Source organism: Rubripirellula tenax (genome assembly GCF_007860125.1).
GTDB classification, from domain to species: Bacteria; Planctomycetota; Planctomycetia; order Pirellulales; family Pirellulaceae; genus Rubripirellula; species Rubripirellula tenax.
Genome location: NZ_SJPW01000007.1, coordinates 93,754 through 117,949, shown reverse-complemented (window position 1 = coordinate 117,949; position 24,196 = coordinate 93,754). Strand labels below are relative to the sequence as shown.

21 protein-coding genes are annotated in these 24,196 nt (G+C 55.7%); 10 read left to right on the top strand and 11 right to left on the bottom strand.

The window, feature by feature from the left end:
* Nucleotides 1-25: 25 nt before the first annotated feature.
* The 3 genes from Poly51_RS24110 to Poly51_RS24100 form a co-directional block, all read right to left on the bottom strand.
* On the bottom strand, nucleotides 26-2,071 hold the full coding sequence (locus tag Poly51_RS24110; protein WP_146460923.1) for a matrixin family metalloprotease: 2,046 nt from the start codon (nucleotides 2,069-2,071) through the stop codon (nucleotides 26-28).
* A 54-nt stretch (nucleotides 2,072-2,125) separates the two neighbouring features.
* Nucleotides 2,126-5,314: a serine/threonine-protein kinase gene (locus tag Poly51_RS24105; RefSeq protein WP_146460922.1), complete on the bottom strand. Its 3,189-nt coding sequence runs from the start codon at nucleotides 5,312-5,314 to the stop codon at nucleotides 2,126-2,128.
* Nucleotides 5,315-5,598: 284 nt separating this feature from the next.
* A complete protein-coding gene (locus tag Poly51_RS24100; protein WP_146460920.1) occupies nucleotides 5,599-6,195 on the bottom strand; it encodes an RNA polymerase sigma factor in 597 nt (198 codons plus the stop codon).
* A gap of 813 nt (nucleotides 6,196-7,008) precedes the next feature.
* On the opposite strand from Poly51_RS24100, the gene Poly51_RS24095 reads away from it, so the two are divergent.
* Genes Poly51_RS24095 through Poly51_RS24065 form a run of 7 tightly spaced genes read left to right on the top strand, consistent with a single transcriptional unit; the run spans nucleotide 7,009 to nucleotide 12,312 of the window.
* Nucleotides 7,009-8,004, top strand: a complete 996-nt coding sequence (locus tag Poly51_RS24095; protein WP_146460919.1) for a type II secretion system F family protein — start codon at nucleotides 7,009-7,011, stop codon at nucleotides 8,002-8,004.
* Between the two features lie 20 nt (nucleotides 8,005-8,024).
* Nucleotides 8,025-8,822: a hypothetical protein gene (locus Poly51_RS24090; protein WP_146460917.1), complete on the top strand. Its 798-nt coding sequence runs from the start codon at nucleotides 8,025-8,027 to the stop codon at nucleotides 8,820-8,822.
* Between the two features lie 13 nt (nucleotides 8,823-8,835).
* Complete coding sequence (locus Poly51_RS24085) at nucleotides 8,836-10,017, top strand: hypothetical protein (RefSeq protein WP_146460915.1); 1,182 nt, start codon at nucleotides 8,836-8,838, stop codon at nucleotides 10,015-10,017.
* On the top strand, nucleotides 10,014-10,463 hold the full coding sequence (locus Poly51_RS24080) for a hypothetical protein (protein WP_146460914.1): 450 nt from the start codon (nucleotides 10,014-10,016) through the stop codon (nucleotides 10,461-10,463). The genes Poly51_RS24085 and Poly51_RS24080 overlap by 4 nt, the downstream gene beginning before the upstream one ends.
* The gene (locus tag Poly51_RS24075; RefSeq protein ID WP_146460912.1) at nucleotides 10,463-11,038 is read left to right on the top strand and encodes a hypothetical protein; all 576 of its coding nucleotides are present in this window, start codon (nucleotides 10,463-10,465) and stop codon (nucleotides 11,036-11,038) included. The genes Poly51_RS24080 and Poly51_RS24075 overlap by 1 nt, the downstream gene beginning before the upstream one ends.
* Entirely contained in the window at nucleotides 11,035-11,442 is a 408-nt protein-coding gene (locus tag Poly51_RS24070) for a hypothetical protein (protein WP_146460911.1), read from the top strand. Before Poly51_RS24075 ends, Poly51_RS24070 begins: the two co-directional genes overlap by 4 nt.
* On the top strand, nucleotides 11,443-12,312 hold the full coding sequence (locus tag Poly51_RS24065) for a type II secretion system protein (RefSeq protein ID WP_146460909.1): 870 nt from the start codon (nucleotides 11,443-11,445) through the stop codon (nucleotides 12,310-12,312). It abuts the gene before it with no gap.
* 54 nt (nucleotides 12,313-12,366) lie between these two features.
* Here the strand turns inward: Poly51_RS24065 and Poly51_RS24060 are convergent, their stop codons facing one another.
* On the bottom strand, nucleotides 12,367-13,365 hold the full coding sequence (locus tag Poly51_RS24060; RefSeq protein WP_146460908.1) for an acyl-CoA desaturase: 999 nt from the start codon (nucleotides 13,363-13,365) through the stop codon (nucleotides 12,367-12,369).
* Nucleotides 13,366-13,516: 151 nt separating this feature from the next.
* Nucleotides 13,517-13,738 carry a small basic protein gene (locus Poly51_RS24055; protein ID WP_146460906.1) on the bottom strand — a complete coding sequence of 74 codons (222 nt, stop codon included), beginning with the start codon at nucleotides 13,736-13,738 and terminating at the stop codon, nucleotides 13,517-13,519.
* 440 nt (nucleotides 13,739-14,178) lie between these two features.
* Between Poly51_RS24055 and Poly51_RS24050 the strand changes: the two genes are divergently transcribed.
* Both Poly51_RS24050 and Poly51_RS24045 read left to right on the top strand, forming a co-directional pair.
* Nucleotides 14,179-16,602: a DUF1588 domain-containing protein gene (locus tag Poly51_RS24050; RefSeq protein ID WP_146460905.1), complete on the top strand. Its 2,424-nt coding sequence runs from the start codon at nucleotides 14,179-14,181 to the stop codon at nucleotides 16,600-16,602.
* 45 nt (nucleotides 16,603-16,647) lie between these two features.
* Nucleotides 16,648-17,985: a DUF1552 domain-containing protein gene (locus Poly51_RS24045; protein WP_146460903.1), complete on the top strand. Its 1,338-nt coding sequence runs from the start codon at nucleotides 16,648-16,650 to the stop codon at nucleotides 17,983-17,985.
* A 16-nt stretch (nucleotides 17,986-18,001) separates the two neighbouring features.
* Here Poly51_RS24045 and Poly51_RS24040 read toward each other — a convergent pair whose 3' ends face one another.
* From Poly51_RS24040 to Poly51_RS24025, 4 genes are all read right to left on the bottom strand, one after another.
* Entirely contained in the window at nucleotides 18,002-18,679 is a 678-nt protein-coding gene (locus tag Poly51_RS24040; RefSeq protein ID WP_146460902.1) for an HAD family hydrolase, read from the bottom strand.
* Nucleotides 18,676-19,419, bottom strand: a complete 744-nt coding sequence (locus Poly51_RS24035; protein WP_146460900.1) for an SMC-Scp complex subunit ScpB — start codon at nucleotides 19,417-19,419, stop codon at nucleotides 18,676-18,678. Before Poly51_RS24035 ends, Poly51_RS24040 begins: the two co-directional genes overlap by 4 nt.
* A 3-nt stretch (nucleotides 19,420-19,422) precedes the next feature.
* Complete coding sequence (locus tag Poly51_RS24030; protein ID WP_146460899.1) at nucleotides 19,423-20,160, bottom strand: SDR family oxidoreductase; 738 nt, start codon at nucleotides 20,158-20,160, stop codon at nucleotides 19,423-19,425.
* Nucleotides 20,161-20,253: 93 nt separating this feature from the next.
* Nucleotides 20,254-21,054: a DUF6655 family protein gene (locus Poly51_RS24025; protein ID WP_146460896.1), complete on the bottom strand. Its 801-nt coding sequence runs from the start codon at nucleotides 21,052-21,054 to the stop codon at nucleotides 20,254-20,256.
* A 356-nt stretch (nucleotides 21,055-21,410) separates the two neighbouring features.
* Here Poly51_RS24025 and Poly51_RS24020 point away from each other — a divergent pair, with 356 nt between their 5' ends.
* On the top strand, nucleotides 21,411-22,277 hold the full coding sequence (locus Poly51_RS24020; RefSeq protein ID WP_146460894.1) for a phosphatase PAP2 family protein: 867 nt from the start codon (nucleotides 21,411-21,413) through the stop codon (nucleotides 22,275-22,277).
* A gap of 5 nt (nucleotides 22,278-22,282) precedes the next feature.
* Here Poly51_RS24020 and coaD read toward each other — a convergent pair whose 3' ends face one another.
* Nucleotides 22,283-22,780 (bottom strand): pantetheine-phosphate adenylyltransferase, encoded by a 498-nt coding sequence (coaD, locus tag Poly51_RS24015; protein WP_186775771.1) that lies wholly within the window; start codon nucleotides 22,778-22,780, stop codon nucleotides 22,283-22,285.
* A gap of 45 nt (nucleotides 22,781-22,825) precedes the next feature.
* On the bottom strand, nucleotides 22,826-24,094 hold the full coding sequence (locus Poly51_RS24010; protein ID WP_246114732.1) for an aminotransferase class V-fold PLP-dependent enzyme: 1,269 nt from the start codon (nucleotides 24,092-24,094) through the stop codon (nucleotides 22,826-22,828).
* Between the last annotated feature and the right edge of the window lie 102 nt (nucleotides 24,095-24,196).

Below are 24,196 nucleotides of genomic sequence, written 5' to 3'. Positions count from 1 at the left end.
GCGGTGGTTGGACACAACAGGATCACTATGGGTATTCGCCCGTGTAGTAATACTGATAATCGGGGTCGCCGTCGTATTCGTAGTACTCGTCCCAGTTGTAGTAGTACTCGTAGGTTGAATAGTAATAGTAGTAGTACGCCGGATTGTATTCGTAGTAGTACGCGTCGTAATACGGATCGGTATCCGGGTCATAAGGATCGTCGTCTTGGTCGTCTGAAAGACCGTCGCACGTCAGCGTGAAGTGAATCGCGTCGACCGGAGCATCGTTCGCTTCAAATGCGGTAATGCGAATCAGATAGTCACCTTGATCGAGCCATGCGAGGCCCGACCGGGTTATGTCATTTTGGACGCCGATCACCATACGCAGTTCGCTCGTCTCGGCGTCGTAGATTCGCATGCGAATCCCTTCGGTGCTCGATCCGTCGGAGGCCGATAGATCAAATCGGTAGAGTTTGGATTTGCCTGCTGTCCAGCGATAGAACTCATCCATTTCGGACGAAGCATCGCCCGAGACGAGTTCGTTCATCTGTTGGGACGGTGTGATGAACTCTGCGACGGCGACATAGTTGCCGACATGAACGGCCGAACTGGGGTCGATACTGATGCGGACAAAGTACTCGGCTCCGACGGTTGGCGATGTTACTTCCACAGTCCACGACCCATCGTTTCGCAGTCTCGCCGAGGAACCGACTTGTTGACCCGTCGAATCAATCACGCGCACCATTATCTCGGGGTGCGCTTGGCCGACACCGGAAACGCTGACTTGCAGACTCTGCCGTGCACTATCGGGCGCGACAATTTTCCAAACATCGGCGTCGGCTGCCGATGCGACCGAAGAGATGACTTCGAAACGATCCGTCGATGCGATTGTGGAAGAAACCGTGTCTGCGGAAGCAATCGTTTGGCGCACGTCTTCGGGATCCGCAAGATCGAATCCGGTGAACAAGGCGTCGGCACCGGACGCATAGTCGCCCGGAACGTGATCAAGTTGTTGATCGGCGGCCGACCGATAGTCAAGCTCCAGCACATAGTCGCCGACCGAATAAACGTCGTCAGTGTCGTCGGCAAGGACACGAACCATGATTTCCGCTGACCCGTTGATGCCGGTCAGGGTGATGGAGTGGTCGTTGTCGAAAACGGACGCCGCCGCGCTGCTTTGCAAGACTTCGCCGGCGGCGTCGATGACTTCCAGTCGGGAACGAAGCAGGCTGATGCCAGCGGATTTGACTTTGATCGTGACACTGTCTTGTCCGGTCGCTGGTACGAATTTGTAGTGATCGATATCGGTTGCCGACACAATGCTGGCGCGGGTGCGTACGACGTCGGTAGCCGGTGCAAAGTTGATCGGCTGAGGCAACAGCGTGGCCATCTGAACGTCGTCGTTGCTGAGCGCTTCATACGGATCGCTACGCAGTCCGTACAGACTTTGAATCTCGCTTATGTCTTCGGGGCTTAACAGTCCTTTGGGAACCGTGTATTGCCCGAACATCACGGACCATTCGGTCAGGTTGTCATCGACACCCAACGTGTTTCCCGATTCATGCAAAAGGACGCTGAACAGGTCGCGATCCAACGGATCCCACTGCGTCGTATCAGGACCGGTGTCGTCATTCCAGTCATGCAGCTTGAAGTTCTGATTCGAATTGAGCAGCAAGTCGCCGGAGTAAGTACCAGCCACCGATTGAAACGGAAGTGAGCTGGCAAGCAGACCCTGTTGAGGAAACGCGCCGATCCGAAACTCTCCAAATCGAGGATCGTTATTGGTCATGCCGTGCGAACCAAACGCAACATCGAAGTCGTTTCGAAGTCCGATGTTGATGTCTGCGTGAATCGCCCAAGTCTGATATGCCCTGAGAATCAACTCTTGCCATTGCTGGGTGTCGCCCGCTTGGTCCAGCGTTTCTGCTAAGTCGTTGACGCGATTCCCGATTGCGACGCCATCGGCGGGAAAGCTGATGGTCAGGTCACGAGGTTCTGGCCATGGCGTTCCAAATGCAGCAAGCAAGGTGCGTGATTCGAGTGTCTCAAAATTGGCTGCGTGGGGACGGCGAAGTCGTTTCGGACGGGGCATAGTTCGAATAGTTCGCGGTAAGGGGGGGGTAGGAAAACGCTTGTATGTGGGGCGTCAGTCGGCGACGAGCGTTGAAATGTTCGATGAATCGATGCCGTCAGGCCGATTGCGTGGACTCGACCTTGCTGGCTTGGCCAACTTGCCGAGTTGGTAGGTTCGAGCGATTGCTTGGAATCCAGGCATCTCGCGAATCGCTTCGAGATCGGGATCGCTGTCCAGTCGGTCGGCGTCGTAGCCCGCTTGAAGGGCTTGCGCCAAAAAGCTGAGCGATCGAATGTGGAACGTTCGTTCTTGCATCAACGCGGACGCGCAGGCGAGTTGATAAAGGGCGCGGGCGGAATTGGGTGGTTTGATCGCTTCGCGAACGTCGCGATCGGCTTCGTTGAATCGCCCCAATCGAGCAAGCAAAACGGCGCGGTCGGAAACACCTCGCTCGTTGTCGGGTTGGTTCCGAATCAGCCGATCCAGATACGGAATCGCATCCGCATCTCGATTCAGTTTCCGGGTCAGCAATTCAGCGATACTGATCAGCACATCCGCGGAATTCGGATCTAGAGCCTCCGCGGCCTTCAGGTCTGCCAGTGCGGCGCTCGGGTTGGTGCTTTCCATCGCCCGAGCACGCGACAGCAAAGACGGCGCGGTAAGGTCTTTCTCGTTCATGACGGCCACGAGATCTCGATCCGCCGCGACCGAGTCGCCTTGCAAGCGGTATGCGCGGCTGCGAAGCAACAGCAAGTGGACACGATTGGGCGAATGCGTCATTGCGTTGGTGAAGTCTGCGATTGCTTCGTCGATTCGATCACGACTCAAACGAATCAGGCCGCGATTGGTTTCTGCTTGCCAATTGGTAGCGTCCAGGTCGAGTGCAGCGTCAAATTCTGCTTCCGCGCGATCACCACGCGACAAATGCAAATAGCAGAGTCCTCGCAGCAGTCTTAGCCGCGATGAATCGGGTGCTCGTTCGATTGACTTTGTGAATGATGCAGCAGCCTGATCGTATTGGTGGGCGTGATACTGAGATCGACCGAGTCCCGTCCATCGAAGTTCCGGAGGGATCGAGTCTTTGCCGGAAAGACGGTCAAGTTTGTGGCCGGCTTCGGTCCATCTTTCCTTTTTCATCAAACGAATCGCGTCCAGATAGATCTCGGTGTCCGATTCGCTTGATGATTCGGATGCTATCGTGCGAGACTCATTCGCAGGTAAGGTTTCGTCGGCCAACCGTGCCCGTTGCCGTTGAATATTGTGAATGAACGATGACGGTTCATCGTCGACCAACCGCTGGGCGACTTCGATCAATTGGTCCAGGCGAGAAAACTCGGATGCAACCAGCGATTTCGATTTCTTTGCCGCTGCGAGTCGATCCGACTCAAAGATCGCGACCTGACCGACATGGCGGAGCAGCGCATTGCGAAAGCCATCAACTCGGTTTGCCGGCAAGCGATTCCAGTCAGCGGGACTCAGTTGCGACGGGGGCACGAAACCAAAGTCTCGTAGAGGTTTCATGGCATCTGCGATCTCGGAATCACTTCGCTTGACCGGGTTCGCAACCATGGACGCCAGAACGGGAGTCGATGCGTCGACGAACTCACTGAAACGCTGGAGTGTCTTGGCTTCGAGCGAACTTCGACGCGATTGGATGGCAGCGAACGTCAACGGAATCAGCAGCAGAAGAAATGCAGTTCCAAAGGTGACGGCCGAAGTCGAACGGGGATTGCGACGAAGCCACTTTCTCGCTCGATCGATCCATCGCTCGGGGCAATGTTCCAACGGCAATGACCGTGTCTGGCAATCCAGATCGCAGTGGAGTTCTTCGACGCCCGCATATCGCTCGCTTCGATCAAAGGCAAGGCACCTTTCGATGATGGAACGGATGCCCGGAGATACGGAATCGTTTTCCGTCCACTCGACAGCGTGTCGCCTGCTTTCGATCGCGGGTTCTAAGTCCACCGCCGCAACGGATGATGGCGACGGAAACGGCAATCGTTGCGTCGCGAATTGGTACATCACAACGCCGACGGCATAGATGTCCGACGCGGGTCCAGCCGTGAACGTTTGCCCCATCAAACCGCCCATCACTTCGGGTGCCATGTACGGCAACGTTCCGCCCACACGGTTGGAGTTGTCGCGCTGCAGGTCTTGTCCCAAATTGAAATCCAGCAGGGCTGGCTCACCGTCATTTCGAATCAAAATGTTGGCGGGTTTTATGTCGCCGTGCATGATGCCTCGCGCGTGAGAGTGCATCAGAGCAGCCGTCAATCGTTCAAAAACCCAACCCGTCAATTCGTTTTGATCGAGCAGGCAAAGTCGATCCAGCGGACTCAGTACGGTGGGTTCATCGGCGGCAGGGGATTGACTGCGGTCGATCGACGATTTGGATTCGTCGCACGGAATCGTCGAAGTGCCAGCGATTGATCCGACATGAGTCTCTGCGACCCGAGCGCGAACCGTCGTCACCAGCGATTGACCGCTTCGCAGATCGCCGAATGGTCCTGACGCGTCAAACAGGTCTAGCAACGTCAGGCTTCCTGCATAAGGCATACAGATCGCGGTTCGTTTTGCGACTTTATGGCAGGAATAGATCGGAACGATATTTGTGTGCTGCAAAACTGCGAGTGTTTGTGGTTCGGCAAACACTCGGTCAACCAGTTTCAAAACGACAAAACGACCGGCCAACTCGTTTTGCGTCGCCAGAAAGACTTCGCTGAAAGCACCACTGCCGATTTTTTTGACCAACTGAAAGCCGATGCGGCCCAGCTCGATTTCGAGCAATGGATCGGGGCCCGTTTCGTCGCCGTGCTGATCGGTTGTCCCGCGTGTTTTCGGATCATGATGTGCCAGCGTGCGAAACCATGATTGCTTTGAAATTTGTGGAATCGTATTCCAGCGTTCAAGATCAAATGTTCGTTCGAATCGAAGTCGCGATCGAAAGTCCTCAAAGCAGATATCTGAAAGAGCAGTTGCGTGATCAAGAAGTCCAGGAAAGGCTTCGACGTACTCGTCAATCGTGAACGATAAGGCATCAGCATTTCGTCGTTCGACGTCGATTCGAATCAGTTCGGTTAGCAAATCGATGTGATGACGCACGCCGTGTTGATCGACGAGTTCGGCAATGTCTAAGCGTCGGCCTTCGGTCCAGGCGGTTTCAAAGAGATCAATGATATGTTCGGTCGAGTCATCAAGTGTGGCGATCCGTGTAGGGTCGACCTGCATGTGCGGCGCAAGATGAGGTTTTGCAAATGTCATTGCTTTCTCGATCGAAAAGAGAATGCGGTCAGGGTGGATAGCGACTTCGGGTTCGTTGCACCGCCAAGTTTCTTGAGGGAAAATGAGAATTCATTTCCGCACAGGAGTGTGGGGTGTCTGCGGTGACTGCGCAGAAATATCGCACGAATGACTCTCGTAAGCGGCTGTGTCGCTTAAGATACCCGGTGCCTTCTTGCGCGCGGCTTGCCGTGGTGTTGGTCGCGCCGTCTAGCGTTTCTGCGACGGCCAAAAGTTCGAAGAAGTGCGTGACTTGCGTAGACGGCTTAGTCTTCAGAGAGAAGAATGTTTGCTAGTTGGATCCGGCTCTTTTGTAGCATCCGTTCCACGGTTCGATGGCTCCGCCCTGTGGTCGCAGAGATTTCGCTGACGGAGTGACCTTCGATCCGTAGCTTTAGGATCTCGCGATTGATCGGGCTTAGCTTTTCCAGTGTCTCCTGCAGCGTCATGCTCAGAAGATTGATCGAACGCTCGTCGGTTTCCAATTCTTCGGAATGGTCGACAAGTCGAACGGTACGATTGATGTCACGTCGGCCTGCCGAATGGTGATTTCCTTTGTCCGCGAGTTTGCTTGCAGCGATCACGGCAAGGAGGTTCCAAAGTGTCTTGCCCGGCGGCGCGTCGTAGTCGCCAGCTTGCACACCACGAAAGATGCTCTTGAAGACCGATTGGACGATATCTTCGGTCATCGTATTGTTGCGAAGCTTTGCGCCCATCTTAACGTCGATCAGGCCAAAGACTCGCCGGGCGTAGCGATCGTAAAGTTCACTCGCTGCGCGCTCGTCTCCATCGCGAACCAGTCGTACAAGCGAGCGGTCAGAGTGCGCGAGTCTGATTGAGTCTTTGTCGCCGGACGTAGTCATGATGCAAGGTTTGCGATCAGCATAGATCAATCGCAGATCAGCGGATGTGGTTGCAGATCATTGCGACCGGATGGGATGTAAATGATCATTGATATTGTAGCGGCGCGTCAAAGACTCTGTCGGCTTTAGAAAAGATGAAGCCGGATCCAGACGTGATGGGCAGATGCAAGTTCCATCATCAAGAATTGAGAGCGAACGCGGCCAGACGTCTCGATTCGGAGACCAGACTTTCGCCTAGCTGCAAACAAAGGTGCCCCATCATGGCCGCGCTCGCAAGTGCCGATTTGCGATCGGACGAAGTGCTCTCAAAGGGTTGAGCTCCTTTCAGCTGTGTAGTCCGCCATCTTTTTTCGGTATTCAACGGGCATTTCGGGTTCTGGCTCTTACGGAAAGCAAGTTAGCCGCAAAAACAGGGATTTGTTGAAAACGTTTTCCTCGACAGAGGGGTTTTGCATTAGCCTTTGGCAGTGCTTCGGGTTTTTGTCGCCTTCGTTCGGCACGATTTCTCTTTCTTCCGAACGTCAAAACATGGACGCCGCAGCAAATCTCTTCGGCGGTCTGCCGGAGCTTCGTTTTGGACGAGAGGCCGTCGCCCGACTCGCCATCGTTTGATTTTCTAGGACGCACGGAACTCGGGCGGCTCCAAAGATGTGGGAACACCGCCGAAGCGGAATTGTTTCGAAGATTTAGATTGGCCCACAATTGCTAACGCTTCGCTAAATTCCGACACCAGGACTTGCAAGCGAAAATCGACGCCGTTAATATAGATGGAATGTCTTATTTGGGTTCCGTCGCGATAGAGGCGTCCATTCCATGATCAAGTTGAGCGACCTGCAGTTGGCCGGGGTGATTGACGAAATCGCTTGTGCAATGAAGTCGGGCGCACCGGTCGAACGTGCGATGCGGCGGTTGCAAACACGGCGAATGGGGCGAGTTGGGCGATGTGCCGGCCAGATTGCCGACCAGCTTGACCGAGGGCAATCGCTTGAGCAAGCAATTTCGGTGATTCGTTCCCCCATGACCTCGCAAATCTCCGCAGCGATTGCCGCCGTTGGTCGAGGGGCCGATCAGCGGCTGATTTCGCGTTTGGGGCAACAGTTGCGTCGGCGCAGCCAGTTCATGGGAACGGCTGTGATCGCGTACTTCTATCCGATCGTGCTGCTGATGGTTGCGTATGTCGCAACCGTGATGGTGGCTGTGCCGCTGGTGAATCGAAACCAGGGTCGTGACTTTCGATGGGAACCTTGGTTGGTTTCGGCGTGCCAGTGGTTAGAGCAGAACGCTTGGTGGCCGCCGTTGATCGCACTGTTGATCGGCGTCTTAATTTGGTGGCTATTAACGGGACGCAGTTCGCTTTCCCGTCATGCCCGATTGAGCTTGTTTTTCTATTCGTTGGCGGACCAGATTGAAGCGGACGTTCCCGAGCAAGAAGCCATCGTCCATGCGGCGAAACTGTCAGGCGACTCCATGCTCTCGGGGCTTGAGAATCCGACGCTTGCGAGTCCTCCGATCGCGAAGTTGATCGGTCGAGCAAGCGAGTTGACGGATATCGATGAGGAGCAGCGAACCAATGCAGCTGTGACGGTATCCGGATCAAACTCGGGTTCGTCGTTGGGGATGCCGCCGTCGATTCTAGCCGCGAGACTTTATTTTTTGGGAAGCTGGCACGCGGAGGCGTCTCGCAGGTCGGGCTATTTTTGGTCGCGTTTCTTACCGCGAACCCTGATGGTCGTTGTCGGCTGTGGTTTCGTGATCTCTTACGCTTGGTGGGTTATCGCGCCGGTGTACCGCCAAGTTGCCCAGTGGTGATGGAGAAAAGTGACCGTCCGATGAATACACCCAAAAAACAACTCGACTCGGTGGCCTCGTACTTGGCCAGTGTCCCCGGTCATTCGCCCAGCGCCATCGGATGGCTTGATGGGCAACGTGAACTCGGCGAAATGCGTCGACGTGCAGTCTTTTGCGTTTTCGCCGCCTGGTTGATGTTGACGGTCGCGGCGATCGTGGCGGCGGTCACGGCGCTGATGATGTCGGCAAACGTGCGCAGCATTTTTGACGAACAGTTTCGCGATGATTTGGGTTCGATTCTAGCAATCGTTTACGTTCCTTGGATTCTGTTCTCTATTGCAGCGGTTCTGCTGGTTGGCGGATTGGTCGCGTTGCTTTCAGGGTATTTCCCTGGACTTCGCTCGACTCGTTCGGCGCTCGACTGGTCATCGGCGGCCGATGCCGTGTCGCGATTGTTGTCGGCGGGTTGCACTTACCCCGACGCATTCCGAGTTGCGGCCGCCGCAATGCCCTCGAGCGAAAGTCGCGGCTGGTTGATTCACGCAGCCGAACGCGTCGAGAAGGGCATGTCCCCCACCCTTGAAAACAACGTTGCGCGAGGCGACACGGCAGTGCTTGAATTGATGCTCGGTGCAGTCAATGACCAACCGCAACACCAGTGGAGTCTGGCAACCGAGCACTTCTTCGTTGTTGCGAAGCGGCGACTGATGTTGTTAACGCACACGGTTCCGATGATCACGACCGTACTGGCAGGTTTTTTGATTTGGGTTTCGATATCCACAACGTTGGGTTGGATGTGGAAATCGGTTGGCAGCATGGTCAATGGTTTCGGTTTTTAGGTAGGAACATATTATGAATCGAACGCTTCGTGTCATTCTGTGGACCTTGTTGATCCTGTTCACTCTGCTTTGCTTCGTGTTTGTGTTGCCGTCACTGTTCGGCTTGGTGATGATGACACTGCTAGTCTTTGCGGTGATGGATTTCGCCGCGCGTCGCCATCTCAATGCGACGCGTGCTTTCAATTCGACCTTGCGTGCCGTTTGCCGTCATGACGGCGCGATTACCAAGGTTGCGGTCGCGTTTTCGAAGTCGGGACCCCTTGCCGGGCCCTGCTACGAATATGCGCGTCGGTTGATGATGGGGCAGGATCCCATCGAAGCGGCGGCTCGTTCACGAGTTCCGCTGCAATTGGCGACGGCCGTCGCCTTGCAAACGCCCCCTTCCGAGCAATCGACTGATGCAATTACGCCCGGATCCCAGAACAACCGTTCGTCGGCGTCCATCAAGCGTTACGAATCGGTTGATGGCGGGTTGGAGAACGAAAACTTAGGAGACAGCGGCTGGATGCCTGCATATGGCCAGTTTCTTTACTTGGTTGTCACTGCATCGGTGACGTGCGCGGTATTCAGTTTCATGGCAATTTTTGTTGTGCCAACTTTAGAGAGCATGTTCGATGAGTTCGGTATGAAGATGGTGCAGCGCGATCGGATGGCGGTTCAACCGGCCTATATGGTCTTGTTTCTGTTGAGCTTCATTGTGCTGGTTGTGGTGCCGGTGATGAGTCGGGGAAGTCTCTTCGGAATACGATTGCCGACATGGTTTCCGATCACGCCGCGATTGGCACAGCACAAGTCGGAAGTCTTGACGGGATTGGCAGATGCCATTGATCACGGGTGGCCGATGGGGCGCGCCTTGGCCGTCGGGCACTTGATTTCAGTTCGTCGATACGAACGCCGATCGTTGCAGCGCGCCATGGAGTTGATCGAACAGGGACGCACGCCCGCCGATGCCATCTATCAAACGGGATGGATCGATTCCGACGAGGCGGCATGGTTAGAGGACGCTTCACCGGTTCGAACCGCGGAACTGCTGCGTACGTTTGCCGACCAAACGGTCCGTGATTCGAATGCGAATTTGCGTTGGTTGATGGGATTGTTGTTTCCCTCACTCGTTTTACTCTTGTCCGCCGCTGTTCTCCGTTATGCGTTCGGGTTCTTTTCGACTCTCTTCCAATTGATCGAAAGCTTGGCATGAAACGTCCTTTGTTTTTTTCCGTACGGCCGTCAAGAATGCGGCGTGGCAGCGTCGTGCTCGAGGCCGTCTTGGCGTCGGCTTTGCTGGCGACCGCCGGTGTCACGCTCGCCAGGTTGGCTCAAAGCTCGGCGGCACTCAACCGGCAATCCGATCAACAGTTGGCAGCTACCTTGGCGGCCGATAACGTGATGCACCGATTGGACGGGCTTTCCGTTGAAGACGTCCGCAGTTCCGTGGACAAGACGTGCGCCTCGATCAGTCGATCATCCGGGTGCGATGTGCAAGCGATCATCGATGACGTTGTCGGAGTCGATGCTCGCGGAATCCATGTGCGAGTCGAAGTAACCACGGGTGGCGGAGGTCGCGTTCGTCGCCACCATTGGAAATTCAATGAACCCGAGGGTGATGCAGGCGACCAAGTGCTCGATGAATCGGAGGCCTCGTAATGATTGATTTGAAAAATCCGAATCGTTTCGCTTTCGCGCGACGCAAGTCTCAGCCTGGGATCACATTGGTCGAAATGGTTGCGACGCTGTCGTTGCTGTTGACGTTATCGATCGTTGCGGTGCGAATGCTGTCATCGGTCACTGAAATTGGGCGACAGACCGCAGAGAATCAGCGAGGACGAGCATCGATTCTCAGGTTGGCAGATGCGATGCACGAAGACAGGCAATCAGCGACAAGCATGGATGCGACTGACTGGCCGCTTTCGTTGGAAACAGAACGAGGTGAAGTCACCTACGATATGGATTTCGAGCTGCAAGAGATTCGCCGAACATTGCGTGATTCAAGCCGAGCAAAGATCGTGGTAGACCGATTTCCACTGCCGCGCCGTTGCGAACCGGCGTTGGAAAGCGATGCAGGGCAAGCACAGATCGTGTTGATGCGTGGAAAAGACGTGTCGTGGACGATAGAGCTGAGTGCCAGAGACATAGACATCAAAGACCTGGGCACCAGCGACTCGGGCGACGGAGATAAGGGCAATGGAAACGCGGGTATTACGGAGTCGGAAAAGTCATGAAACGCAGAACCGTAATGTCAGGGAAGTCGCCGTTGCCGAGGCGGCGCGACGCGAGTCTTAGCCGGCGGCGCTTTCAGCGGCGTGGGGCAGCGTTCTTCATGTTGGTGCTTGCTGTGCTGATCGTCATTGTCGCGGCCACGGGCGCGATGATCCGAGGCGAGTGGGCGACGCGGCATCAGCAGCGCGATCGGGCGAGTGTCCGAACATTGCAGTCGGCAATCGATGCGGTGCGCGACGTTGCGGAAAACGAAATGACGTTGCCGTTAGCGGAAGATTCAAACGAACGGATCATTGTGACGAAAGATTTTCCGTCACAAAAAATTACAGCACGTTGGATGCGGGGCGAAAAAGAGTTGGACCAGTTGGTTCGCCCATTTGAAAACACTTCGAGAGGAAATGAGTAGATGAGTCACCGAAATCAGATGTCTCGGCACTTCGGCGCTGGGTTTACGTTGGTCGAGTTGTTGGTCGTGATCGCGATCATCGGCGTGTTGATCGGCATGGCAGTGCCGGCCATGCAGAACATGCGAGAGTTGTCCCGGCGAAGCAATTGCCAATACAACTTGGTGCAGCTCTCGTTGGCATTGTCGTCCTATGAGACGCGTATGGAGCAATTTCCCGTAGGAACGCTCGCCGATTCGGGACCGATCAACAATTTGCCGGAAGGTTATCATCAGAACTGGCTGATTGGTCTGTTGCCGATGATGGATCTTGGCGTTGTTTACGACTCGATCGATCACAATGTCAGTGTTTACGATCCCAAGAATGCCGAAGTCCGCGCGATTCGCTTGCCAAGCTTGCTGTGTCCATCGGCCACGGATGTGGCGGACAACACTACTTGTTACGCGGGCATACATGATTCCGCAGAGACGCCAATCGACGCGACCAATAATGGAGTGTTTCGCTTGAACATTCCCACGCGCGCAAGCGATATCACGGACGGGCTTTCGTACACCGTTTTCGTCGGCGAAAAGCTCTCTCACATCGGCGAGGATCTGGGGTGGATGAGCGGAACGCGTTCGAGTCTGCGAAACATGGGACACGGGCTTAATGACGAACGCCGTCGCGTTCGCGGTCCCCAAGACGCGGTGGCTCAAGTTTCCGAAACCTACGTCGGTGGCTTGGCGAGCGACCACCCCGGCGGCCTGCACCTGTTGATGGGCGGTGGCGAGGTCGATTTTCGAAGCAACGAAATGGATCGCGAGTTGCTTCGCCAAATGGCAACGATCGCCGACGGCGAGCTACCCATCGTGAGGATGACAACTGAACCGTAGGTGGTCGTCGTTGTTTGCCGCCGTTGTTGCGTCGGTCTAGGCGCTACGCTGCAACTACGTCGTGCTGGCCGACTTCGTTTCTGGTTTTGGGCGTACGACATCCTTGGCCAGACCTAAAGTTTCGAGCACACGGATGACTCCCCAGGACATGTCGAATTCCCACCAGCGGTGGCCATGGGCCGCACTGCGAGGTTGGGCGTGGTGATTGTTGTGCCATCCTTCCCCGTGGCTCAGCAGTGCAACCAACCAATTGTTGGTGCTGTGGTCGCGTGTGTCGTAGTTGCGGTAGCCGAAAACGTGCGATAGCGAATTGACAGACCAAGTTCCATGCAAGACGAACACTGTCCGCACCGCGACGGCCCACACATACCAGCTTGCCGCGTAGCGACCGACTTCCGACCACTGGCCACCGCCGGCAATGAAGCCGACGACGGCGCCGACAAGCGTGATGACGGTTGCGTGTGCAAGGAAGACGAAAAACCATCCGTCTTTGCGTTCCAGCTTCAAATAGAACGGATCTCGCAACAGGTCGCGCACATAACGTTCATAGTGGCTGGTGCGGTCCAGCGATTTGTGGCGGCAAACCACCCAGCCCACGTGGCCCCACAGGAAATTGACAAGCGGCGAATGCGGATCGGGTTGATGGTCGCTGTGTTGATGGTGCATACGGTGAATCGCCACCCATCGCGCCGGACTGTCTTGCAGGTTGCACATTCCCAGAATTGCTAGGGAGTGTTCGAGCCACTTCGGACACGTGAACCCGCGGTGCGTCAATAGTCGGTGATAGCCGATGGTGATCCCCATCATGCCGAACAGAAAGTGACCCGCTATCCCGGCGATCAGGCCAGACCAAGTGAACAGATACGGCAGGAAGGCAAGCAGCGCCACGATGTGAACCGCTGACAAGACAACCACGTATCGCCACATGATTTTTAACGGCTGCGTTTCTTCGGGCAGCGGCAGCCGCTGGGGGTCGATGCCTTCGGTCGGCAACGGACCGACGGTGGGGTCATCGAGGGGCGAAGTTTCGGGTTCACATAGAGAATCTGCCATCCCGTTATCCTTCTTGACGCTGCGTTTGGGGGGTGTCGCTTATTCGTACTATAAAAAGCAAGGCGAACGAAAACTCGGACGAAGGCAAAAAAAAAGCCGGCGTTCGTTCTCGAGGAACGTGTCACCGGCTCGCTGGCACAATCGCCGTCGACTACTTCTTCTTCTTGTCCTTCGGATCGTCTTCGGCCTTCTTGACTTTCTTCTTCTTCTTCAGGGAGACCTTGACGACGCGAACTTTAGGCATGCCGACGATACTTTTTTCTTCGTCGAATTTGTCAAGCGCTTTCAGCCGGGCGATTCGCTCGGCCCGTGTCAGCACGTTTCGCGACTTGATGGCCCCGGCTTGCACCTTGAGGCTGCGATCCATGGTCATTGGAAAACTCGGTCGTAACGTAAATTGGAATTTGGACTGGGAGTACTTTGTGGGACCGGAGAATATGGTTTGGCACGGTTTTTTGCAAGGTTGCCATGAAAATTACATCCGAAGGCGAAAAAGCGGGGATATCAGCGACATTGGGTTGGGATTCGGCCCGCGGGGGGTGGATGGAAAAACAGTTTTGCGAACTCATTTCTTAGTTTTGACCGGCAAGCTATAATTTCATTAACTTGCCTGGACCTTCGGAATCTAAAATTTTGTTGGGACAATGATCGTCAACTCTCAAGTATCTGGCCTTTCGCGGTTGGAATTGAGCCGCTGTTCCCAAGGTACTTGTCCTCCCCCGCCCGGCCGCTTTCCCTGCCTAGACCCGCCTCGCTGCACCCCACCCGCCCCCGAACGATCGTCACGACGCCCGAAATCTTTCGAGCGACGCCGTGAACGGTAATTCCGGAGGCTTGGAATTCATCATGCGAAACACGAATCCATGGTCGTACTGCATCTCACGGATTGTTCGCACGATCTGCGTCAGTCTGGTGACGATGGCCGGCGTCCACGGAACATCGATTCACGCTGCGGAGGAAACGGCGGCAATCGTTCGAGGTGAGGCCATCTATCAACAGGCCTGCATCCAGTGTCATGGAAAGGCCGGCGTCGGCGTTGAGCAATTTTATCCCGATCCACTTGTAGGCGACGCGACGATCCGAGAATTAGCAGAACTGATCTCGGAAACGATGCCTGAGGAAGAGCCCGACACGTGTGTGGCGGGCGATGCCCTGGCCGTCGCGACGTACATTCATCACGACTTCTATAGCGAAGCGGCACAAGTGCGTCGTCGTCCCCCCCGCGCGACGCTATCGCGTTTGACGGCGGAACAACTTCGTCAAAGTTTGGCCGACCTGTACGGGCGGATCAGTGGCACGCCTTGGCATGTCAATGAACGTGGACTGGAAGCCACGTATTTTGATGGCAGCGGTTGGAAGGATAACGATCGGAAAATCAAGCGAAACGATCCTGTCATTAACTTTGATTTTGGCAAGGAAAGCCCAGGGAAAGGAATCCGAGCAGAGGAGTTTCACATCCACTGGGGTGGATCATTGAAAGTTGAAACGTCCGGACGATACGAGATCATTCTTCGCTCGTCGTGTTCATGCACGATGGATTTTGGCGGTCACGAGCGGAAGCTCGTCGACAACCACGTTCAGTCGGAAGGCAAGGAAGAGTTTCGACGTACGCTGAATTTGACGGGTGGCCGCGTGTATCCAATCCGATTGGAAATGTATCAACGGAAACGAAAGACGGAACAGCCTGCCGCATACATTTCCCTATCGTGGGTTCCGCCGGGCGGAGTCGAAGAAATCATCCCTTCGCGGTTCTTGCTGCCCAGTTTCGAGCCGTCTGCCTTCGCACTTCAAGCTAAGTTGCCGCCGGACGATCGATCCTACGGCTATGAGCGTGGGACTTCGGTCAGCCGCACTTGGGAGGATTCGACCACCGCCGCCGCGCTCGAGTTCGCGACGATGGCAAGCGGCGAGCTGTATGGTCTGTATTTGCGAAAGCACAAAAAAGACTCGGATGAGAACCGCGGCAAGCTAAGACGATTTCTGGCGGAATTGGTCGAGGCCGCCTTTCGAGGTCCTTTGGATGATCGACTTCGAGATCTCTATGTCAATCAACAGGTTGACCAATGCGAAGATGACGCCGAGGCGATTAAGCAGGTTGTGCTGATGACGATCAAGTCGCCTCGCTTCTTATACCCGTCGCTCGATAGAAATCGATCGGATAGCCAACGAGCGGCCAATCGATTGGCCCTTACGCTATTCGACTCGCTTCCGTCGGATGATTGGATGATTCGCGACATCGAAAAAGATCGATTCAAGGATCACGCGCAGCTTGAAAAAGCCGCCTGGAAAATGGTCGGCGACTATCGCTGTGAAGCAAAAACGAGGGCGTTCATCTACAAGTGGTTCGATCTGGGTGACGTCGAAGAAATCACGAAAGACAAAGAAGCGTATCCTGGTTTTGATCGCGAATTGGTCGGTGATCTTCGGCAATCGTTTGATCGGTGCATCGATGAGGTTTTGGATAGTGAAGACTGCGATTTTCGCCAATTGTTGCAAGCCGATTGGACCTACACGACGGAACGATTGACAAAATTTTACGGCCAGGAGTGGGAACCTTCGGACGCGCCGGGTGACTCTGGTGAACCGAAAGCGGAACAAGCTGTGGCCAACGAACGAGTTGTCCGTAGCGTCCGCGACGCGAAAGTCCACGTCGGATTGTTGACGCATCCTTTGTTGATGAGCGACTTGGCGTACCACCGAACGACGTCACCGATCCACCGCGGTGTTTTCTTGACGCGACACGTTTTGGGCAGAGTGCTGAGACCACCAAACGCGGCTTTCTCGCCGATAAATCCAGACTTGCATCCGGGGCTGACGACGCGGCAACGCGTCGAATTGCAAACCGGCGAAGTCAATTGTCAGGTCTGTCACGTTAAGATCAACGCTCTCGGATTCGCACTAGAGCACTTCGACGCAACGGGCGTCTATCGTGACCAGGAAAACGGCAAGCCGATTGACGCAGCGGGAAACTATGTAACGCGAACGGGCGATTCTGTCTCGTTCAACGGTGCCCGCGAGCTGGGCGATTATTTGGCCGGCAGCCCCGATTGCCATCGTTCGTTCGTTGAATCGGCGTTTGAGCATTTTGTCAAGCAACCCATCGCTGCGTTTGGCGCCGATCGGGCGGATGAGTTAACGCGTTATTTCCAAGACACTGACTTCAACATTCATCAATTGATTGTCGCCATCGCTGTGATCGCCGCGGAAGCCAAAAGCGAACTCATCGCTGGTACCTAGTCATCGTTTCGCACAACAATCCTGTATTCTTCGAAGGCCCCACCTATGACATCAAATTTCTCGCGACGCGATTTTATCGTGAAGCTCGGCGTCAGCGCCGCGGCGGCCAACTTCGCATTCGCGCTTCCGAGTTTGGGATGGGCGGCTTCGGCAGCTCGGAAGAAGCGGGTCGTTTTCGTGTTCAGCCCCAACGGCGTGATCCCGGATCACTTCTGGCCTGATGAAGCAGGCGAGCATCAAGACTTGAAACGCATTCTTAAGCCTTTGGATCCGTTCAAGAGTCAACTTCTGACGCTGGAAGGCATCGACAATAAGATCAACGGTGACGGCGACGGTCACATGCGTGGCATCGGTTGCTTGTTGACCGGTGTCGAGCTATTTCCCGGTGACGTTCAAGGCGGTTCGGATACGCCGGCCGGATGGTCGATGGGTATCTCGATTGACCAGCATTTGAAGAACAAGTTGCAAGCAGACGCCGCTTCACGAACGCGATTCGGTTCGCTCGAATTCGGGGTCATGGTTCCCGAGCGGGCGGATACGTGGACCCGATGGTCGTACGCGGGACCCAACCAACCGGTTGCGCCGATCAGTGATCCCTACCAAATGTTTGACAAGCTTTACGGGCAGTCGCAAAACCGGGCGATGTTGGCCAGTGTGTTGGACGACTTGAGCGAGGACTTCAAGCAGATCGAGAAAATGGCCAGCGTAGAAGATCGACGATTGCTGCGACAACACGTTGCAATGGTTCGATCGGTCGAGAAGGAATTGAAATTGGAACTGGCCCACCCGTCGAAGGAAAAAGAGGCCGGGCACGCGATGCCAAAGCTGCCGCCAAACATTGAGGAAGAGAACGATAACATGCCGCAAATTTCGCGGATGCAAAGTGATTTGTTGGTCAGCAGTTTCGCAGCTGACTTTGCCCGCGTCGCAACGGTCCAGATCACCAATAGCGTCGGTAATCCGCGTTTTCGATGGATGGACATCAACGAAGGTCACCACGAGATCTCGCACGAACCGGACAACAACGAAAAGGCGTACGAGAACCTGGTTCGGATCAATACCTGGTACTGTGAACAGATCGCATTCTTGGCCAAGCGATTGCAGGAAACACCTGAACCGGACGGGAGCGGAAACCTGCTCGACAACACCACGATCGTCTGGACCAACGAACTGGGCAAAGGCAATTCGCACACCCGCAACAGCATCCCATTCGTGATGGTTGGGGGCGGCTTGGGGTTCAAGATGGGCCGGGCGATGAAGTTCGACCATGTTGCTCACAACCGATTGTTGTTGAGCTTCGCCGAGGCGATGGGACATCCCGAAAAATCGTTCGGAAATCCGGAGTTCTGCGGCGACGGCGCGTTGACCGGATTGAACGGTTAACGCGAAGAGCGATTGGTTATCGGACCAAGTTCCAGAGTCTCGTATCGGTCAACGATTCGGCGATCAGCTTTGCCCCGTCGAACGATTGACCGCGTGTGTGTTCGCTTGGAATGGCGACCGTGTAAGCACCCGCTGCGACCGCGGCTTTGCAACCGTTACCGCTGTCTTCGAGAACCAGCATGCGTGCGGGAGCGATCGAAAGGTTTTCGGCCGCCTTCAAGTACATTTCGGGATGCGGTTTGCCGTTGACGACATCGTCGCCCGTCAAGACGAATTGCATCTCGTCGCGCCAATCGATCGTCGCCAGAATGATGTCGACGAACCTGCGGCGGCTGCTTGTCGCCAAACCAAACGGCGTCTTCGTCTCGATCAAGAACGCGATCCATTTTTCTAGACCCGGCATCGGCGTGATGTCGTCGGCCAGACGGTTGCCATACAGTTCATCTGACTCGGCGAGTAGCTCGTCGGGCGCATCGTCCAAATGATGCAAGTCGATCATCTGCTGCATCGCGGCAACGCCGACTCGCCCCATCATGCGTTGTTGAAGCTCGTGGCTGAACCGGTGTCCGCGTCGCATCAAAATCGCGTCACCGACGTCCCAGTAGATTCGCTCGGTATCGAAAAGCAGCCCGTCCATGTCGAGTGCGACGCCGTCGACGGTTGATCGCGACCCGTTGGTCGTGTCGTTTGTCATCCTTCTCGTAATCCTTCCTCGACCTGAGGTAAATCGTCGATCGATTCTAGACCGAATAGATACAAGAACCGTTCGGTCGGATAATAGTGGGGTTCGGCGCGGCCGCCGTCTGCCCCTTTGACGCGTTCTACGCGAAGCAATTGCCGGCGCACCAATTGATTCAACAGCGATGCGCTCTCGCGCCCGCGTTGGTCTTGCACCGTTTGCAACGTGACACCGGGTTGGTAGGCGACCAACGCAAGGACTTCGATGGCGGTTTGGCTGAGCTTTGCTTCACGAACTTTGCCCATGAACGAACGACGAACACTCTCGACTTCAGGAGCCAACGTCATGCGATAACCTTGGTCATCGCCGACGATGCGTAGGGCTTGATCGTGAAGCCGATAGGATTGATTGAGGTGGTCGATGATCTGGATGACTTCTTCCGGCGTGACGTCACGCATCAGCGACGCGAGTCGATGCTCGGAGATCGGTTTTCCATCGGGGTCACCGACGAACAACGCGCCCTCGATGATCATTTCAGGCGTGGCGACTTCGTCTTCGACGGGTGCATTGTCGAATGCCTGGACATCGTCGACGATGTCGTCCCCGTCATCAGGAAGTTCCGATTCAGACTCGTCGCTAGCCACCGGCGCAAACGCTTCGGGATCGTGCTGCGCAGCGGCGCGTGCGTAGGCGGCCCCCAGATCGTCAAGCGAAAGTTCGCCGAGGTCTTCGTCTGGATCGTCATCGCCGACCATCGATCAAACCCACTCTTGCGTCGTTGGTTTGATCACGACTTCGGGTACGTTGGCTCGTGGCGGAAGGTGACAGATCGAAAGGACAACCGATGCAATGTCTTCGGGCTGCAAAATCGAGTCCTTGTGTTCTTGGCTGACCGGCGTCGGCCGATTGTCCAAGATTGGCGTATTGACTTCGCCGGGATAGACGTTGGTGACGCGAACACCTTCTTGGCGGACTTCGTTCGATATCGCCGTGCCCATCGCTGTCATTGCAAACTTGCTAGCACAGTAAACCACGCCACCCAAAGCGATCGCTCGCTTGCCGGCAACCGACGAGATGTTGATCACCAATCCGTCTTTACGTGCTCGCATCGCTGGCAAGACTTCTTTGATACAGCGGTACGCACCCGTCGCATTGATTTGCATCACACGATCCCAATCGTCGGGGATCATTTCAGCCATCGTGCGTTTTTGGATGTTGATACCCGCACTGTTGACCAGGATGTCAACCTCGCCCACGTTGTCGCGAATGTCTGCGAAGAACGTCTCAATACTGGCGGGATCGGCGACGTCGATCACATGGGTGCGAATCGGATGCTGGCTGGTCACCGACCCCGAGAGAGCTTCGAGCGGTTCGAGTCGTCGGCCACCGACGGTGACTCTGCACCCGGCTTCGGCTAGCGTCTTTGCGATGCCTGCGCCGATGCCGGTGCCGCCACCGGTCACCGCAACAATTTTTCCAGCCAGATTCGCCACGATGTTGGTTCTTTTGTTAGAAGGGATTTCTGGGAAGACACTTGTCCTTCCCCGCGGTTACCAAGTCTAACAAAACCGTGGTCTCACCCAAGGATGCTAGCGTGTCGTCGAAAGGCCGTCGGGCAGGTCGGCGATTTGCGGGATGCCCTCGAACGTGTTGTCGATCGGGCGGTCGACCATGTCGACGGGACGGCTTCGGGCGATGTGGGTGGGGCTGCTCATGAAGCTGCCGCCGACACCGTTGAAACCGACGGCCTTCTCGCGTTGATCCAGGACTGAACCGCTGCGGAACGGTCCCATGCCAAGCAGATATGTATCGTTATTGTGCGTCAACGCGGTCGACTCGCCGCCCAACCCCATCGCCTTGCCCGTCTTGGCGTCGTAGCAGACCAGGCCCAGTTTCGCTGTGCCCATTTGTGTATTGCGGGACGCGAACTTGATTTCGGGAAGTTCGATCGGCATGCCGGGGATACCGAGGGAAGGGATCCCTAAATAGCTCTCTTGAAGGTCCGTTCCGACGCCACCACTGCGAGCTTCAACGACGACGTCTGCTGCGTCGGCTGCTGCCACGAGTTGGCCGCCCGATTGCAGGACTTTGTGGCGGAGTGAAGCCACTAGGTAACCTTTATCGACGGAGTCGAGATACTTCTCTTCGATGAAGACTTTGTAGCCGGCGAAGTCGTCAAAGTGGACGTTCGACATCGATCGATCGATTGCCGACGAAATCAGTAGCTGTTCGGTGCCCGTTCGCGCGGTGCTTGAAGTTTTCGTGTTTGCGCAGCCGGTAACCCAGATCGTCAGTAGGGTGAATGCGACGCACACCGTCAGCGATTGGCGGAAGCGGCGGCGGTTCGTGCGAGTGTCGCCGGGAACTATTCTGTTGTGAGTTACAGTCATTTTTGGTCCTTGCTTGTTTCGCGTCGGTGATAAGGTCCGCTGCAACAAATTTTGTGCGCGGGTGATGACGCCTATAGGAATGATTCGGCCTGTTCCGGGACGTGATTTCACGTGAACATCTGATAATCGGAAAATTCGTTTCCCCCATTTTGCGGCATCCCCATTCAATTCTGCGTAAGTTGCCTGGCTTATCACGCTGGCCATTCCTTCGCCCCCGTGCGAGAGTTTTGGGAAGTCACCTTTCGGGCGGCGACTTTTTTTAAGTAGCCTCCGGTTGGAAGTTGGCGCGGGCGACGTGATTGTGGAAAGCGGACTGCATTCCCACGCTCGAAGGAACCAGTGCGAGTAGATCGGTTATGACCACACAACGAATTCGACCAGCGACCGGCGGAACTGCCGTATTCGGAAAACCGATCGCTGAAGAAGTTGCAAAGTTTCGGATGGCCACCTTGTTGTGGATGGCCGGCATCACGATTTTGATGGTCCCGCTTGCAACGCTGGTCGACGTTCCGATCTCGCGATGGTTTTCGCACGCACCGCTTTCGAAAGAGATCGGTCAAGTTCTTGATCTGTCTAGCTACTATGCCCACGGCACGGGCGTATTTTTGATTTTGTTGGGTGTGATTGTATTGGCGCCGACGCGGCGTTGGTACGTGCCGCGATTGGCCACCCTTGCGATGGGCGCCGGCGCGGTGGCGACCCTGACCAAGATGTTTGTACTGCGCCCGCGTCCGAACAGTTTGAATCTTGATGCGGCCAGCTATGATTTCGCTTGGGTCTGGTCATTCGATTGGTCGCTTGACCATATCGCAAATTTCGACGCCAGCACACGAGCATTCCCCAGTGCGTCGCTTGCCACGGCAGCCGCGTTGACGGTGGGATTGTGGGTTGTCTTGCCGCTGGGCCGCTGGATGTTTGTGATGATCTGCATCGGCACCATGTTGCAACGGCTGGCGTGCGGAGCTCACTTCGTCAGCGATCTGTTTGGTTCGGCATCGATCGGATTGGCTTGGGCGTTCGTGTGCTTCCACCCCGCGATGCTTGGCAGCCTGTTTGACAAGATGGAGCCGGATCGAGTGCCCCGACGGCGATCGCGGTCTTATGGAAGTCCTTCGGTACGTCAGTCTGAAGGTCGTGCCCTACGGATGAAAGAGCGCCGAAACACACCTGCATCCGCGGATACCGCCGCGTCCGACGAAGAATCGGACCGGTTCGCCGCTTAAGCGACTTAGCGCAGCTTTTCGCGGAGCGGGCCGATGATCTGTTTCGGAACAAACTTTGCCAATTGTACGTCGTCATCGCTCAGCGCCGCGATTTGCTTCAGCAGCGAACTGCTGATGTGCGCGAACCGCTCGGCCGCCATCAGGAACAACGTTTCGATACCGGGGTCCAATTGATGGTTCGCCATCATCATCGTGAATTCACCGGCGATGTCGGTCAACGGTCGGATGCCACGAATCATGACGTGGGCGTCGACGCTGCGTACGAAATCAACGGCTAGCCCATCAAACGTTTGGACTCGAACATTAGGCAATTCTTCGGTGACCTGTTGAACCAATTCGACGCGTTGGGCAGGTTGAAACAGTGACGTCTTTTCGGCGTTGGTACCGATGCCGATTACCAATTGATCGAACAGCGGCGCGGCGCGCTGGATGATGTGCAAGTGTCCTAAGGTGATAGGGTCGAACGAGCCGGTGTAAACGGCGATGCGCGATTTAGGCGTCACGGGCTGAGCCAATTCAGGAGAATGTCGAGTTATAGCGGTGGCGATTTAGAACGAATCAGCGACGGCGACCAACCGGTCGATATCGTCGTCGTCATTGTAGGCATGAACGCTGGCGCGTACGCCCGCACCACGACAGCTGAGCACAATATTTTGTTCAATCGCACGCTCGCGAAACGTCGCCGCCGCTACGCCCGGCAGCGAGAAATTCAGGATGCCGCTGCGATGTCGTCGGTCGGCGGGCAGCGATGTTGTTGCGCCCACGCCGCTTAGTTTCTGGTCAAGTTGCTCGGTCAAGTCCAGCACGCGATTCTCGATCGCTTGATCGCCGTGGACGTGACGCACACGAAGGAATATTTCCATACTGGCTGCCAACGCTGCGCCGCCGAGCATGTTGGGCGAGCCGGGTTCGAATCGAGTCGCGTCATCTTTTAAGTCGAACGCGGGCGCGTTGTAGTTGTGCGAATTCTTGACGCTACCCCAACCCACCGTGCCGCAGCGTAGCCGGTCCAAATGGTCGCGGCGGATCATCGCCACACCGGCACCCTCGGGGCCGAGCAGCCATTTATGTCCGTCCGCCGCCAGGAAATCCACTGGCGTTTTGGCCAAATCCAGCGGGTACATCCCCAGCCCCTGGATCGCATCCAAGAAAACCGCGACCCCTCGTTCATGGGCTCGGTGGACCAATGAATCGATATCCATGCGAAATCCGCTGGCATACCCGACCCAGCTGACAGCGATGATCCGTGTGGATGCGTCAATTCGGTCGATTAGGTCATCGACCGAGACTTCGCTTTCGCCATATGCATCGGATCGCCGGGGAACGATACGTACCTCGACGCCTTTGGATTTTTGGTTCATCCAAGGGAAAAGATTCGATGGAAATTCGCCGTTTGGCAAAATCACGTTGTCGCCCGGTTCCCAGGGCCAGCCGTCGGCGACGAAGTTTATGCCCGTGGTTGTATTGGGAATCAGGCAAATTTCGTCGATTGAGCAGTTCAGCAGCGAAGATGCGGACTTCCGAAGATTTCCCAACCGAGCCGACCACGACGGCCAATTGGAATCGCCCGAAGTCAGGGCGTCGTTGGTCAATTCTGCGATCGCGGTGGCCGCCGGTTGGCTGAGCGGAGCGACCGCGGCGTGGTCAAAGTAGGCGATTTTCCGAGCCACCGGCATCTGGTCTCGCCACCATTTCCAGGGTTCGCTGAGCAATTTTTCGTCGCTAGGGTCGAACCCGAGCGTGACCGGTGCTGCTATCTTAGTCGCCGATCCGCCGTCGGTTGTCGAAACGGAGGAACGATTTTTGCCCATTACCATGAAAAATCCCGCATAAATTCGCGTCAAGTTCCGAGCAATCGTTACAGTCGGGCGCTCGTCTCGCCGGGTTTACTTTAGCGGTCCTTCGTAGGCTTGGGAAAC